Below are 13,668 nucleotides of genomic sequence, written 5' to 3' on the forward strand. Positions count from 1 at the left end.
GTAGAATTTTATGTGTTAGTTGACTGACCATATATACAATGTCAACTACCAATATTTTTCTATATAAATATTTGTTAAACTTTTGTAAAATTTAAGTAGATTAAAGCATGAATTTTATCATGTAGAGTACAATGGTAGTAACGACCTTCTTTCCTGAATGGGGTCAAAAAAACTAGTAGAGGAGTGGTTTTCTCTTGAAACCTACAACTACTCGTATGCTAACACGCATTAAATCAATTTATATGTACATCAATGAAAACGGAACGGTAACGACGAAAGACCTTGTAGATGAGTTCGGGATCACACCGCGAACGATACAACGTGATCTAAATGTGTTGCAGTTTAATGAACTCGTGTATAGCCCTTGCCGCGGTAAGTGGACAACAACAGGAAAGAAAGTGAGAATGACCTCATAACGAAAAATAATTGTATGTAAATAAATACATACCCCTTTCTAACTATTAGAAAGGGGTTTTTTCTGCACCTATAAAGGTACTACTTTTCAGTATCTACTTGATATGTTCTTAACATTTCTACTTCTTCATCTGTTAGCTCTCGGTATTGTCCAAGTTCTAGTTCTTCATCTAATACTAACGGACCCATCTCTGTTCTTTTTAGGTAGACTACTTTTTTCCCTACCGCTTCAAACATACGCTTCACTTGATGGAATTTCCCTTCCGTAATCACAAGCTCAATTTCAGAAATATCATCGCTTTTCAATATTGTAAGCGCACCGGGCTTTGTTTCATAGCCATCGTCTAAAATAACACCTTTAGCAAACTCTTTTACATCCTCTTCTGTTACTACTCCTGCAACGTGTGCATAATATTTTTTCGGCACATGCTTTTTAGGAGATAATAATTGATGTGATAACTTCCCATCATTTGTTATCAATAAGAAACCTTCCGTATCGATATCAAGTCGTCCAACTGGGAACGGATCAAAGATTGCATCTTCTAATTCTAATAAATCTATTACTGTTTCATGATTATCATCTTCCGTCGCTGAAATAACACCTTGTGGTTTATGCATCATTAAGTAAACAAACTCTTTGTATTCCACAACTTCACCGTGAATCATAACTTCTTGCTCTTCTACATTTACATGAACTTTCGCATCTTTTACTGGCGTTCCATCAATTTTCACAACGCCATCTTTCAATAATTTCTTTACTTCTTTTCTACTTCCATATCCCATATTCGCTAATAATTTATCTAATCTCACGTTTTTCACCTTCTTTATTTATCATAGAAAAGGGGACGTAATTACGCCCCTCTTGATTTCAACTTTATTTTAAATCTACTACCAAGTTTACGTTGAATTTTATCTAATGCTTCTCCGCCAAATACTCTTTCAAGTACTCCTGTGCGAATTGCTAACAATCCGTAAACAAGACCACCAATACCTGCACAAATCGCAACTGTTATAAGAGCACCAATACGGCCATCAGGCGAAATCATGAAGGATAGAAGCCATTGTGATAGTTTTACAGCAACGACCATTATAAGTGTCAGTACTGCAATTTGGAATGTTCTTTTATATACAACACCGAATGAATAGTGTGCGTATTTTTTAATTTGTCGATTTGTATACCAAACAGAAGCTAAGAAACCAACTGCGGTCGCTAGAATTGCTCCTACTGTACCGAAATAACGAATAAAGATTACGTTACATACAAATTTCAAAATAACACCCATAATAAGCGCGACAATCGCATGCTTTTGCTGATTAATCCCTTGAAGAATTGCCGCTGTTACTGTAAATAAAGCAAATAACAATGCAACTGGTGCATACCACATTAATACTTGTCCACCTAATGGATCTGAGTCATAGAAAGCAGTGTAAATTGGATATGCAAGTGTTGAAATACCGATAACTGCTGGCAATGTTAAAAACATATTTGCTTGGAATGTTTGTGTAATTTGTAATTTCAAATAGCGGTATTGTTTTTCAGTAAATGATTTTGTAATTGCTGGTACAAGCGTTAAACTAAACGCTGTTGCAAGTGATACAGGAATCATAATTAACTTATGCGTCCACATTGTGAAAATACCAAGCGCTCGCTCTGCGATATCACCTTGACCAATCGCCTGCATAATTGAGTTAAATGTCAATGTATCAATTTGTTGATATAAAGGAATTGTTAACCCAATTACAACGTAAGGAATCGCATATGCGAATAACTCTTTAAACAATTGAACGGTACTTACTGTTGATTCTGGTACAGTTTGTTCAATTAAATATTGATCCAAATATTTTTTACGTTTTAACCAGTACCAAATTAACACACCGAGTGCTCCAACCGCTGAAACGAACGCAGCAAACGTCGCTACTCCAACTGCTGTTGCAACTGTACCGCCAAGTACTTTAATAACGATAAAACTACCAGCTAATAAAAAGACGATACGAATAATTTGTTCAATAATTTGTGAAACGGTAGTTGGTCCCATAGACTGGTGACCTTGGAAATAACCACGAATTAAACTCGCTGCTGGTACAACAATAAGTGCGAAACTTACAAGACGAATGATCGTCGTAACTTCTCCTACATTATTGTGTATACTTTGTTTACCAAGCATCGCTTCTGCAAACAATGGCGCCGTCATGTACAGTACTAGGAACGAAAGAACTCCTGTTACTATCATCATAACCATTCCCGAGCGGAACATTCTCCGGCTCGTTTTATAATCGCCAAGCGCATTATATTTGGAAACAAATTTTGAAACAGCAAGCGGCACACCTGCCGTTGCGATACTTAAAAAGATCGTATATGGAATGTATCCATATGTATAGAGCGTTCCGCCTTCTGTGCCTACTAATGCATGAAACGGAAAGACGTAAATCATGCCTAAGAACTTTACTAAAAATGTCCCTAGCGTAACAATAAGCGTTCCGCGCAGAAATTTCGAATCGGACATACAAAAATCCTCCTACATCTACATAAAGTGAAACTATAATTAGTTGGAGACTTCTCTCCTACTCCTTATTAGTTGAACCATTCGAGCATTTACAGGCTAACAGACTCCCTATTTACTTCTCCTAAATCTTGAGGTTTTAGTCTTATCGCCTACAAATAGCAGGATAGTGCTGAACTCTAACTTTTGTATTGTACCACAATTCTCTCATTAAGCAGTACTTCACTCTATTTTTCTTTTAAGGGAAAACATGCTATTCTTTTAGGCAGGAAATGTAGAAAATGAGGTCGATATATTATGCATTATGATGTTATTGTCATCGGCGGCGGTCCTTCTGGGCTAATGGCTGCAATTGGTGCTGCAGAAGAAGGCGCAAATGTCTTACTTCTTGATAAAGGAAATAAACTTGGGCGTAAACTTGCAATTTCTGGTGGCGGACGCTGTAACGTAACGAACCGTCTACCACTTGATGAAATTGTTAAACATATACCAGGAAACGGTCGCTTCTTATACAGCGCTTTTTCTATTTTTAATAATGAAGATATTATTACATTCTTCGAAAATCTCGGTGTTAAATTGAAAGAAGAAGACCACGGTCGCATGTTCCCTGTGTCAAACAAAGCACAATCTGTTGTAGACGCACTTTTAACACGATTAAAAGACTTAGGTGTAAAAATTCGTACAAATACACCTGTTGAAACGATTGAATATGAAAATGGTCAAACAAAAGCAGTTATACTGCAAACAGGCGAAGTGTTAGAAACAAATCACGTCGTTATCGCTGTTGGTGGAAAATCAGTTCCTCAAACTGGATCTACTGGAGACGGATACGCTTGGGCTGAAAAAGCAGGTCATACAATTACAGAATTATTCCCAACAGAAGTACCTATCCTGTCAAACGAGCCGTTTATACGTGATCGCTCATTACAAGGTCTTGCTTTACGTGATATAAACTTAAGCGTATTAAACCCGAAAGGAAAAGCTATCATTTCTCACAAAATGGACATGCTCTTCACTCATTTTGGCCTATCTGGTCCTGCTGCTCTTCGCTGTAGTCAATTCGTCGTGAAAGCACTGAAAAAGTTTAAAACGAACACAATACAAATGAGTATTGATGCATTGCCAGAGGAAAATAGTGAGCAATTATTTCAGCGCATGCTGAAACAAATGAAAGAAGATCCGAAAAAAGGAATTAAAAACGTTTTAAAAGGTTATGTCCCTGAACGTTACTTCCTATTCTTATTAGAAAAAAACGAAATTGACGGTAGTGAACAAGCTGGACAAGTTTCTCACGAAAAGATTCGTGCACTTGTGAAAGACTTTAAAGAATTTACTGTGAATGTAAATGGTACGCAGTCAATTGAAAAAGCATTCGTTACTGGCGGAGGTGTATCCGTGAAAGAAATTAATCCAAAAGAAATGTCTTCTAAATTTACGAACGGCTTATATTTCTGCGGAGAAGTTCTTGATATCCACGGTTATACTGGTGGCTATAATATTACATCAGCCCTTGTTACTGGTAGAATTGCTGGAACGACAGCTGGAGAAAACGCGAAAATGCAATATTAAAAAAAGAAACAGGGATTCCTGTTTCTTTTTTTATAGGTACATGAAATTATTATCGGTGATTCCACAGATATATCAGCGATTCTGTAATTATATCGGCGATTTTCCAAATTTATCAGCGATTCTACAACTTATATCGGCGATTTCTCAAATATATCGACTTACCGACAAGAAGCGACAAACATCTGCTCCATGTAACTTTCCATTGCTTTTTTGTTGCTTTATATACCTTAGTACCTTTATATTTTATATTGTTGAATATTTAAAAAGGGTAAGGGGAAAACAAATGAGAAAAAAAGTCATGATGTCTTTAATGTTAATGACGTTTCTTTCTGCGGTAGAAGGAACGATTGTTAGTACAGCAATCCCTCGTATAACGAGTGATTTGTCAGGCGTCGAACTTGTTAGTTGGGTATATGCAATTTATATGCTTGCAACAGCTGTTTCGACTCCAATATACGGAAAGCTCGCTGATTTATTCGGTCGTAAAAAGGTTTTACTGATCGGGGCTACAATCTTTTTAGTCGGTTCTGCACTTTGCGGAGTCGTTACATCGATGGAACAATTAATTTTCTTCCGCGCGCTTCAAGGTATCGGTGCTGGTGCTGTTATGCCAATCACAATGACGATTATTGGAGACTTATATAGCGAAGCGAAAGACCGCGCGAAAGCACAAGGTTGGATGAGTGCCGTTTGGGGTGTATCCGGTGTTATCGGACCGTTAGTAGGTGGATTTTTAGTTGATTCTCTTTCTTGGCGTTATATTTTCTTCTTAAACGTCCCATTCGGAATTATCGCTTGCTTAATGATTGTAATTTACTACAAAGAATCTATTAAACCTGCTAAACATCATATCGATTATCTTGGTGCAACAGTTTTTTCATTAAGTACAATCGCCCTACTATATGCATTATTAACAGGTAGCAGTAAGCAAAACTGGGGAGACATAACAATTATCGGCCTATTAATCTTCGCCGTCGTTTCATTTATTATTTTCTTATTCATCGAGAAAAAATCTCCGGAACCATTAATTCCGCTAGCACTTTTCTCTAACCGTACATTATCTACGATAAATATATTAACTCTTATTGCTGGCGCAATGATTATTAGTATTACTGTGTATCTTCCAATTTGGAGCCAGGGTGTTTTAGGAAAAAATGCAACAGAAGCTGGACTCATTTTAATGCCAATTCCTGTTATGTGGACATTTGGGGCTATGTTCTCGGGTAACTTAGTTGGCAAGTTAAAAACGAAACAAATTATTTTACTTGGAGCTAGCATCTTATCAGTTGCTACGTTCTTATTATTTACACTATCAACAAATTCACCATCGTTCCTTATTTATGTAGCAGTCGGATTATTCGGCTTAGGAATGGGGCTTGTGACACCGATTTACATGGTAACAATTCAAGCAGCCGTGCCAGCTCATACACGCGGGACAGCTGTTGGTTTAAATACATTTATTAATACATTTAGTCAAACGTTAGGTGCTGCAATATTCGGTACAATCTTTAATACGATGATTCACGCACGTGGTATTAAAAATCTTGATCTTGTATCTGGTGGACATGGCGGTACTACAGCAAACGTAGTAACCGAATCACAATCCGCATTAGCATCAAGCGTACATGTCATTTATATGAGCACTTTCGTATTAGCAGTATTTACATTAATTATTGCTTGGCTTTTATTAAAGCCAGCTACACAAACAAGTGAGCAACAATAAAAAGGATGACCATTTTGGTCACCCTTTTTTTATTCTTCATTCTCCACAATATGTTTCAGCATGGATAATTTATTATCCCAAAAACGTTCATAATACGAGAGCCACTGTTGTAATTCTTCTAATGGTTCTGGATGCAAACGATATATCTTCTCTCTTCCGCTTTTTCTTCCACTTACTAAATTCGCTTCCGAAAGAATATGAAGGTGCTTTACAACCGCAGTACGACTCATCGGAAAATGATCCGTTATTTTGGAAATCGGTAACTCTTTGTCACTTAATAACCGTATTACTTCTCGGCGGGTTGGATCAGCAATTGCTTGAAATACATCATATTTCGCTGCTGACGAGGACACTTAGCCTTCGACAACCTTTTTCAGTTTTTCATTTACAATCGCTACCCAACCACCGCTCATTCTATCGCGAATAATAGAGCTCTTCGCTTTCGCTTTCGGAAGAATTTCATCAGGATGTTTCCAGCCGCCGTGAATTAACGTAAATTCTGTTTTGTTATCTCCTAAGTCTTTCAAATTAAATGAAACAACCCAGCCATCTGTATCCCATGAGAAAGATAAATGGTTTGGCTCATCAATTTCTAACACTTTACATGGTGATGGCCCAAATGGCGATTGCACATGAAATTCATGCCCTACCTCTAATACAAAATCATTTGGCATAAACCATGACGCAATCCCTTCTGCAGTTGATACTACACTCCATACCTTTTGAATAGACGCGTTAAAAATAATTGTTTGTTTAATATCATTTAATGTATTTTGTTGTTCCATGTTCATTCTCCTTTACTCGGCGTTATAACATAACACCTTTTGGTTTCACTTCGATAATATAACACCTTTTAGTTTCATGTCAACGCTAATTCTTTTACTGTTGAGAAATTCTCAACATTTTTTCAACAGGACAAACACCCTCTTAGCATTTCCTCATAATATACTCACAAAGGCAATACAAAATAAAAACTTCTCTCAACATGAAACTCCATCATTCATATTGAAAGAAACGCCTTACTTATATCATGCGTACTTCGTCTCTCCTCCTTCCCTCAGGGACAATACGCGAGATATGACAAATCAGAAGGAATATGCCCACCATTTGAGTAGGTAGTTATTTCTCTTCTCCTCAACATTTCCTTAGGAGCGAAATGACTACCGACTCACTCTTTTCAAACAAAATAAAAAGGGGTTGAACGCTATGTTCTATTGCATTAACTGCTCTGATATTCACCATGAAAAACATCCGAATGATAAAGTATTTAAAAACGGTTTTTATATTGATCCATTTTTAGGTGATCGTTATCACCTTGGTATGTGTAAAGATGCCCAAAATCATGAAACAGGGGAGCCTCTTTTAACGACAAAGAAATTAGGCGCACCCCAATCTATTATGAATGTATTACCGACACATGTTGTCCCAACATAAAGCATAAAAAAGAGCTGGGTGAGCCAGCTCTTTTTTATGCTTTATAAACGATCATTGCTGAAAAACAATAAATTTGGTTTTCATCGTCGTTAATGGAAACACCAACTTGATACTTAATATCTACAAAGTTGCTATCATCAATCTTTTTCAAAAAAACATTTACAGCATCTTCTAAGTCTTTTTCGTGACTTTCATCAAATACTTTCACACGAATCATGTTAACACCGTCCTAGATCGCAGCCCTCCGCCGCTTGATTATTGCCACGGTGCGTATCTATGATGCGATAAAACTTTCCATTCTCATATATATATCCGTCTTCTAACACATATTCTTTATCTTCAGTATAGACATAAAACTTACCTATCATAAATTTACTCGTATATAATTCCAAATAATTTTGTCTAAATTTAGCTACAACTTTATTTGTAATATCAATTTTTATTGTGCGCCCCACCTTCTCTCCCTCCTTTGCAAAGAACGGATTTAGGTATATTGTATTAGCGCTTTTACATTTTATGCTTAAAAATAAGTGGATATGCCTTCTTTCTTCACCTGTACTATTTTTCTAAAAAAATCACGATAAATAAGGTCCCCAAAAAAAACATAAAAAAGCACTTTATCTTATTGACTCGAATATAAATATTATGTTATTATATAAAATTTGACATTTTTACATACGTATGCTATCATTAAAAGTGGTTACCACATATGGAGGTGGATGATTTGTTTCAAATTGGTGATAAAATCGTTTATCCAATGCACGGTGCAGGAATCATTGAAGCAATTGAAGAGAAAGAAATATTAGGTACTTCACGTCAATATTGTGTGATACGCATCATTAGTAAAGATATGCAAGTAATGCTTCCGATGGATCAATTAAAAAAATCGGGTATTCGTTATATCGTTGATCGAGGTACGTTAGATGATATACTTCTTGAATTTCAAAACGGGGAGTCAGACCCATCACTCTCATGGAAACAAAGATATACAATGAATATGGAAAAAATGAAAAATGGCAATTTACAAGATAGCGCAGAAGTTGTTCGGGATTTACTTCGCCGCAATAAAGAGAGAGCATTAAATGCGAGCGAAAAACAAATGCTAGATAATGCACGAAAAATGATGATTAGCGAAGTCGCGCTCGTACAAAATGTTACTGAACATCAAGCAACAGAATTTCTTCAAGATACAATTAATCACTAAATTTAAAATAGCTGGCCGCTATTTTTTTTGTAAAAAAAGGACGAAGAGTTTTATCTCTTCGTCCTTTTATATTACCCACGCCCAGCTTGAAACGATGGATATAACGTCATTCCACCATCTGCAAATAGCGTAATGCCCGTTACATAACTCGCCTCTGAAGAAGCGAGCCAAGTTGCTACTGCTGCAATTTCTTCAGGGTTTCCAATATAGCCCATCGGTATCATACTTTCTACGTCAGCACGTTTTTTAGGATCAGCAAACTTTTCTGCATTAATCGGCGTATTAATTGCACCTGGTCCAATATTATTTACTCGAATACCTTTTGGCGCATATTCTAGCGCTAACGTTTCTGTCATCAGTTTAATACCACCCTTACTCGCTGCATAGTGCACGAATAGTGGCCACGGAATTTTCTCATGAACACTAGACATATTAATGACAGACCCTTTAATATCATGTTCTACAAAATATTTAATCGCTTCACGACTTCCTAAAAAAGCACCTGTTAAATTTGTATTAATTACCTTATTCCAATCTTCAAGTGGCATTTCATGCGACGGTACCGCGTTTTCTATCCCTGCATTATTAATCATAACGTCAAGCGTACCAAATTCTTTCACAGCAGATTGAATGAGATTCACAACATCTGATTCGACCGTGACATCACCTTTTACAGCAATCGCTTCTCCGCCTACCTTTTTAATTTCTTCTAACACATCATTTGCTTCTGATTCTCGTGAGCGATAATTAATAACCACTTTCGCTTTTTCCTTAGCAAACCTTACTCCCATCGCCCTACCAAGACCAGTTGCTGATCCTGTAATAACGACCACTTTTCCTTCTAAATCACTATACATTTCAATACCTCCTTTAACTTTTTGCTATACCTAACATAATTCCGGCTGCAATAATAAAAACGATACCGACAACGATACCCGTTAATTGGCGTTTCGTTTTCTTTTCACCTAATATAAGGATCCCACCAAGCGTGGAAATAATAATCCCCATTTGCGATAGCGAGAAACTTGTTGCGACTCCAACACGCGGCTGCGAAATGAATAAAAACATATTTCCAGCTGCCCAAATTAATCCTGGAATAATATTTCGGATTGCATATTTATTGAATGGATGATGTTTAAAGGTAAGCAAAATCCCTCCTAATACCATACCAACTGCTTGTGGTAATAAAGCTGACCAACCATCTACGTTAAATAGTCTAATCACTACTACGTAAACTAAATAACCGACTGTTGAAATTAATAAAATTATGATACCTCTTTTAAAATTTGCTGCTTGCTCTGCATTCTTTTCTTCTTCACTTTGAAGTGATGTTAAAATAACACCGACAATAATACAAACGAGCGCTAAAATCCCAAGGACGACCGATATTGTCGTGGACCATTCATGAAATACGATAACGCCAAATAAAGTCGTCGCAACTAATTGAAGTCCTGTTGAAATTGGCATCGTCCTCGAAACGCCCATTAAATCAATACTTTTCAATTGATTCGCCTGACCAAGCGCCCAAAATAAACCTGACACAACTCCAACCCCAATCACAGTAGGTGTTAATACTGGCTTCATAAAAATATAAACAACAATTGAGAAAATAAGTGCTCCAAACGTTGTTCCAAGCGTTTGACTATACGGTCCCCCGCCCAGTTTTACGTTAAATAACACAATACTCCCCCAAAATATAGCTGGTAAAATTGCTAAAAATATATCCATCGCCCATTACCTTTCTCTGTAAAATGTCATAAATTGAAACTTTAATCATCCCGCAAATAGCGGAATAAGTTACCGCTCTCAATCATTAGAATGAGCTTTCATTTTTTCTTTTTTGCGAGCACAAATCTTTTCTACAACATCATTAGAAACATTTTTTTCTCGCTCCACATTTTTTACCTTTATATGATCTAAATAATCCTCCAAAGTAAGTGTAACTTTGTCATTTGGCGGATTATGCGCCCCTTGAAATGTAAGAAATTGTAGCGTCACTTCAAATCTAGGAACAAATTCATCTTTCCTGCCGAGACGCTTTATATTTATAACTGCATCACATTCATATTGATCTTCTGTCACTTGTCTAATAACCGAATAATACCTATTCAATAACGCACTCTCTAAAAGCTGTTCTCTTGATTCTTTCGCGAAAGAATCGCTTGGAGAAGAGAAAAAGATAGAACATATCGCTGTAATAATTACACATATTTTTTTCATAACGTCCTCCTTATCCTATAAGTTAGTGTTCTCAAAAACGCCATAAAAAAACGACTTCCCCTACTTAGGAAAGTCGTTTTAATGAATCCAATATTAACCACCACTCACTGGTGGTATAAGTGCAACCACATCACCATCTTGGACCCTGTCATCTTCATTTGCGTATTCTTCATTAATCGCAACCATAATTGGCTCTGAAACTGGTACATTATATTCTTTCGCAACAACATCTTTTAACTCTGCAACCGTAATATTTTCTTTCTCTATTTGTAATTCACTTGTTCCTGCCTCTTCTTGCAAGTGCGCAAATAACAATACTCGAATCATACTTATAGCTCCTTCCCAGGCTCTCCCGCCGGATATGGTGTTTTTTCTAATTGATCACCAATCCATGAGTCACCATCTTCCCAAAACTCCTTTTTCCAAATCGGAACAATTTGTTTTATGCGTTCCATAATATATTCGTTTGCTTCATAAGCCGCTTTACGGTGTGGTGTTGAAACAGCAACAACAACCGCTATATCAGAAATTTGCAACGTACCGATGCGATGTGTAATCGCAACATATGTACCCGGCCATTTCTCTTTCACTTCCAGACCAATTTTCTCTAGCATCTTTTCTGCCATCGTCTTATAAGCAACATACTCTAAGTATAATGTACGACGCCCTTTCGTAAACTCTCTAACCGTTCCAATAAATGTTGTAACAGCACCGCATTCACGTCGAATCACTTTCTTCGTTACCTCTTCAATCGAGATTTCTGTATCAATTACTTCATAATATGTATTTGTCATTTCGCACTCCTAACCGTTTGTAAAAACCAGTCTATGTACAACTCTTCTTCTGTTATATGAAATACTTTATATTCTTCTCGTATATTTGCCGGGACATCATACCACGTAATAATCGCCACTATATTTTCTACTTTATGTAAAAGTTCAACGTCTTCCGCAGAACGAAGTAACACTACTTTCGGGTAGTTCTCTTTTTTATAGCCCTCTATTAAAATTGTATCCACTTCAAAAAACTCATATAAGCGAATAATTTCTTGCAAGGACCATTTCTTTCTTAGTGAAGAAAGTGAAAGCAATCCAGCACCTTCTACACTACTTACGACAGCACCAGCTTTACGGTGTCTTTCGCTATCTTTTTGCGCTACTTCTGGAAAACCTCCGTGCCCGTGATGTTTAATTGTAGCAACTTTTATTTCACTTTCAGCTAACACATGCACAATTTTCTCTACAAGTGTCGTTTTTCCGCTATTTTGATATCCTACTATTTGTAAGATTGAAGGGGCTTTGCCCATGGCCAATCACATCCCTCAGAGTGCTCTAACAATAATACGGATACTTTCATCCCAGTCTCAAATCCTCTCGTTCCTCCAGGTAACACGATAAAAGCATTCGCATCTGCAAGTGAAGATACCGCACTCGATTTATCTAAACCAACCGGCATCGCTTGTAACGCCCCGTCCACAATCGTTACGTTTGCTCTTACGAAACGAGTAAATGGATTTGGCTTTGAAAAATCTTTTTGTAAAATAGCATCCGCTCTATATACGTGAGGTTCCTTCGCATACAAATACGTTTTTATAATTGGATGCACAAATAATTCAAAGCCTACATAACAAGCAGACGGATTTCCTGATAAACCGAAAAGTAACTTCCCATCAACTTCAGCTACTGTCGTTACACTTCCCGGTCTCATCGCTATTTTATTAAAGAGTACATTCGCCTGTAACCTTTCATAAATAGCTGGTAAGTAGTCATAATCTCCTACTGATACACCGCCTGTTGTAATTAAAATATCGACCTCATCCATCGCTAATTGAACAGCTGTAAAACATGCATCTAGCTCATCGGCGAGTTGACCATAATAACGAACTTTCCCGCCAGCTTTCATAATTTGAGCTGCGATCATATACGAGTTACTATTTCTAATTTTCCCCGGCTGTAACGGCTCATGTACTTCTAGTAATTCACTTCCTGTTGTTACAATACCGACAACAGGCTGTTTTACAACTTTCACAGTGCTATATCCAAACGTTGCTAGTAAGGCCGCAACACCTGGATTAATTGCAACACCTTTCTTAACGAGAACTTGATTTTGTTTTATATCTTCTCCTTTAAACGACACATTGTCACCGTTATTAAAAGGGCGTTTTAACTTCATATATGTTTTCCCGTTCTTCTCAAACCCTTCTGTCAGCTCGAGCATTACGACTGCATTACATTCTTCTGGAATAGCTGCTCCTGTCATAATGCGAATCGCTTTAAAAGCTCCTACTTCTTCTAAAAAAACAGACCCCGCCCCGATTTCTCCTATTACTTCAAATTCAATTGGATTTTCTTGGGTTGCTCCTTTCGTATCTTCTGCTCGAATGGCGAAACCGTCGTAAGGGGAACGATCAAAATGAGGAACGTCATGATCAGAGACAACATCTTCCCCGAGAATTCTCCCGTAACTTTCCGTAATAGAAATTTCTTCTACTTCACCATACTTCGCATATTTCATTACCCGTTCTATTGCCTCAGCAACTTGAATTGGAATTCGTTTTTCTACCATCGTTTCTCACCTCATATTTGCAATTTTTTTTATCTCGA

At 37.1% G+C, this 13,668-nt stretch carries 18 protein-coding genes; 5 read left to right on the forward strand and 13 right to left on the reverse strand.

Features of this window, described 5'->3' with window-relative positions; genetic code table 11:
- Positions 1-194 precede the first annotated feature (194 nt).
- Positions 195-416, forward strand: a complete 222-nt coding sequence (locus AC3EMB_RS23175) for a DeoR family transcriptional regulator (protein ID WP_000805512.1) — start codon at positions 195-197, stop codon at positions 414-416.
- A gap of 79 nt (positions 417-495) precedes the next feature.
- On the opposite strand, the gene AC3EMB_RS23180 is transcribed toward AC3EMB_RS23175, so the two are convergent.
- The gene (locus tag AC3EMB_RS23180; protein ID WP_001234948.1) at positions 496-1,224 is read right to left on the reverse strand and encodes a pseudouridine synthase; all 729 of its coding nucleotides are present in this window, start codon (positions 1,222-1,224) and stop codon (positions 496-498) included.
- A gap of 41 nt (positions 1,225-1,265) precedes the next feature.
- Positions 1,266-2,918, reverse strand: a complete 1,653-nt coding sequence (locus tag AC3EMB_RS23185; RefSeq protein WP_001284026.1) for a putative polysaccharide biosynthesis protein — start codon at positions 2,916-2,918, stop codon at positions 1,266-1,268.
- Positions 2,919-3,212: 294 nt separating this feature from the next.
- Between AC3EMB_RS23185 and AC3EMB_RS23190 the strand changes: the two genes are divergently transcribed.
- A complete protein-coding gene (locus tag AC3EMB_RS23190) occupies positions 3,213-4,484 on the forward strand; it encodes a BaiN/RdsA family NAD(P)/FAD-dependent oxidoreductase (RefSeq protein ID WP_000558859.1) in 1,272 nt (423 codons plus the stop codon).
- 283 nt (positions 4,485-4,767) lie between these two features.
- A complete protein-coding gene (locus AC3EMB_RS23195) occupies positions 4,768-6,207 on the forward strand; it encodes an MDR family MFS transporter (RefSeq protein WP_001228030.1) in 1,440 nt (479 codons plus the stop codon).
- A 29-nt stretch (positions 6,208-6,236) separates the two neighbouring features.
- On the opposite strand, the gene AC3EMB_RS23200 is transcribed toward AC3EMB_RS23195, so the two are convergent.
- Positions 6,237-6,560: an ArsR/SmtB family transcription factor gene (locus AC3EMB_RS23200; RefSeq protein WP_000098837.1), complete on the reverse strand. Its 324-nt coding sequence runs from the start codon at positions 6,558-6,560 to the stop codon at positions 6,237-6,239.
- Positions 6,561-6,992 (reverse strand): SRPBCC family protein, encoded by a 432-nt coding sequence (locus AC3EMB_RS23205; protein WP_488517292.1) that lies wholly within the window; start codon positions 6,990-6,992, stop codon positions 6,561-6,563.
- A gap of 421 nt (positions 6,993-7,413) precedes the next feature.
- Here AC3EMB_RS23205 and AC3EMB_RS23210 point away from each other — a divergent pair, with 421 nt between their 5' ends.
- Positions 7,414-7,641, forward strand: coding sequence for a DUF3973 domain-containing protein (locus AC3EMB_RS23210; RefSeq protein WP_016080023.1), 228 nt, complete (start codon positions 7,414-7,416; stop codon positions 7,639-7,641).
- Between the two features lie 34 nt (positions 7,642-7,675).
- On the opposite strand, the gene AC3EMB_RS23215 is transcribed toward AC3EMB_RS23210, so the two are convergent.
- Both AC3EMB_RS23215 and AC3EMB_RS23220 read right to left on the reverse strand, forming a co-directional pair.
- Positions 7,676-7,858: a sporulation protein Cse60 gene (locus AC3EMB_RS23215; protein WP_000621751.1), complete on the reverse strand. Its 183-nt coding sequence runs from the start codon at positions 7,856-7,858 to the stop codon at positions 7,676-7,678.
- 1 nt (position 7,859) lies between these two features.
- Positions 7,860-8,096, reverse strand: a complete 237-nt coding sequence (locus AC3EMB_RS23220; protein ID WP_000533806.1) for a DUF2553 family protein — start codon at positions 8,094-8,096, stop codon at positions 7,860-7,862.
- Positions 8,097-8,350: 254 nt separating this feature from the next.
- On the opposite strand from AC3EMB_RS23220, the gene AC3EMB_RS23225 reads away from it, so the two are divergent.
- Complete coding sequence (locus AC3EMB_RS23225) at positions 8,351-8,845, forward strand: CarD family transcriptional regulator (RefSeq protein ID WP_000451442.1); 495 nt, start codon at positions 8,351-8,353, stop codon at positions 8,843-8,845.
- A gap of 71 nt (positions 8,846-8,916) precedes the next feature.
- On the opposite strand, the gene AC3EMB_RS23230 is transcribed toward AC3EMB_RS23225, so the two are convergent.
- The 7 genes from AC3EMB_RS23230 to AC3EMB_RS23260 all read right to left on the reverse strand — a co-directional run bounded on the left by AC3EMB_RS23230 (position 8,917) and on the right by AC3EMB_RS23260 (position 13,630).
- Positions 8,917-9,702, reverse strand: a complete 786-nt coding sequence (locus AC3EMB_RS23230) for a glucose 1-dehydrogenase (protein WP_053563527.1) — start codon at positions 9,700-9,702, stop codon at positions 8,917-8,919.
- A gap of 13 nt (positions 9,703-9,715) precedes the next feature.
- Positions 9,716-10,573, reverse strand: coding sequence for a glucose uptake protein GlcU (gene glcU / locus AC3EMB_RS23235; protein ID WP_000350865.1), 858 nt, complete (start codon positions 10,571-10,573; stop codon positions 9,716-9,718).
- A 78-nt stretch (positions 10,574-10,651) separates the two neighbouring features.
- Complete coding sequence (locus AC3EMB_RS23240; RefSeq protein ID WP_000717656.1) at positions 10,652-11,065, reverse strand: DUF3888 domain-containing protein; 414 nt, start codon at positions 11,063-11,065, stop codon at positions 10,652-10,654.
- Positions 11,066-11,158: 93 nt separating this feature from the next.
- Positions 11,159-11,392 carry a molybdopterin converting factor subunit 1 gene (moaD, locus tag AC3EMB_RS23245; protein WP_000621772.1) on the reverse strand — a complete coding sequence of 78 codons (234 nt, stop codon included), beginning with the start codon at positions 11,390-11,392 and terminating at the stop codon, positions 11,159-11,161.
- Between the two features lie 2 nt (positions 11,393-11,394).
- The gene (gene moaE / locus AC3EMB_RS23250) at positions 11,395-11,859 is read right to left on the reverse strand and encodes a molybdopterin synthase catalytic subunit MoaE (protein WP_000185943.1); all 465 of its coding nucleotides are present in this window, start codon (positions 11,857-11,859) and stop codon (positions 11,395-11,397) included.
- On the reverse strand, positions 11,856-12,371 hold the full coding sequence (gene mobB, locus AC3EMB_RS23255; protein WP_071713777.1) for a molybdopterin-guanine dinucleotide biosynthesis protein B: 516 nt from the start codon (positions 12,369-12,371) through the stop codon (positions 11,856-11,858). Before mobB ends, moaE begins: the two co-directional genes overlap by 4 nt.
- Positions 12,341-13,630 carry a molybdopterin molybdotransferase MoeA gene (locus tag AC3EMB_RS23260; protein WP_095690122.1) on the reverse strand — a complete coding sequence of 430 codons (1,290 nt, stop codon included), beginning with the start codon at positions 13,628-13,630 and terminating at the stop codon, positions 12,341-12,343. Before AC3EMB_RS23260 ends, mobB begins: the two co-directional genes overlap by 31 nt.
- Positions 13,631-13,668: the final 38 nt, after the last annotated feature.

The sequence above is a fragment of the Bacillus sp. LQ16 genome, assembly GCF_057784645.1.

Coding starts and splice junctions, on each gene's coding strand:
- AC3EMB_RS23225 (WP_000451442.1), top strand. CDS start 8,351: ATGGAGGTGGATGATTTGTTTCAAATTGGTGATAAAATCGTTTATCCA.
- mobB (WP_071713777.1), bottom strand. CDS start 12,371: ATGGGCAAAGCCCCTTCAATCTTACAAATAGTAGGATATCAAAATAGC.
- AC3EMB_RS23210 (WP_016080023.1), top strand. CDS start 7,414: ATGTTCTATTGCATTAACTGCTCTGATATTCACCATGAAAAACATCCG.
- AC3EMB_RS23190 (WP_000558859.1), top strand. CDS start 3,213: ATGCATTATGATGTTATTGTCATCGGCGGCGGTCCTTCTGGGCTAATG.
- AC3EMB_RS23260 (WP_095690122.1), bottom strand. CDS start 13,630: ATGGTAGAAAAACGAATTCCAATTCAAGTTGCTGAGGCAATAGAACGG.
- AC3EMB_RS23240 (WP_000717656.1), bottom strand. CDS start 11,065: ATGAAAAAAATATGTGTAATTATTACAGCGATATGTTCTATCTTTTTC.
- glcU (WP_000350865.1), bottom strand. CDS start 10,573: ATGGATATATTTTTAGCAATTTTACCAGCTATATTTTGGGGGAGTATT.
- AC3EMB_RS23215 (WP_000621751.1), bottom strand. CDS start 7,858: ATGATTCGTGTGAAAGTATTTGATGAAAGTCACGAAAAAGACTTAGAA.
- AC3EMB_RS23205 (WP_488517292.1), bottom strand. CDS start 6,992: ATGGAACAACAAAATACATTAAATGATATTAAACAAACAATTATTTTT.
- moaD (WP_000621772.1), bottom strand. CDS start 11,392: ATGATTCGAGTATTGTTATTTGCGCACTTGCAAGAAGAGGCAGGAACA.
- AC3EMB_RS23185 (WP_001284026.1), bottom strand. CDS start 2,918: ATGTCCGATTCGAAATTTCTGCGCGGAACGCTTATTGTTACGCTAGGG.
- AC3EMB_RS23195 (WP_001228030.1), top strand. CDS start 4,768: ATGAGAAAAAAAGTCATGATGTCTTTAATGTTAATGACGTTTCTTTCT.
- AC3EMB_RS23230 (WP_053563527.1), bottom strand. CDS start 9,702: ATGTATAGTGATTTAGAAGGAAAAGTGGTCGTTATTACAGGATCAGCA.
- moaE (WP_000185943.1), bottom strand. CDS start 11,859: ATGACAAATACATATTATGAAGTAATTGATACAGAAATCTCGATTGAA.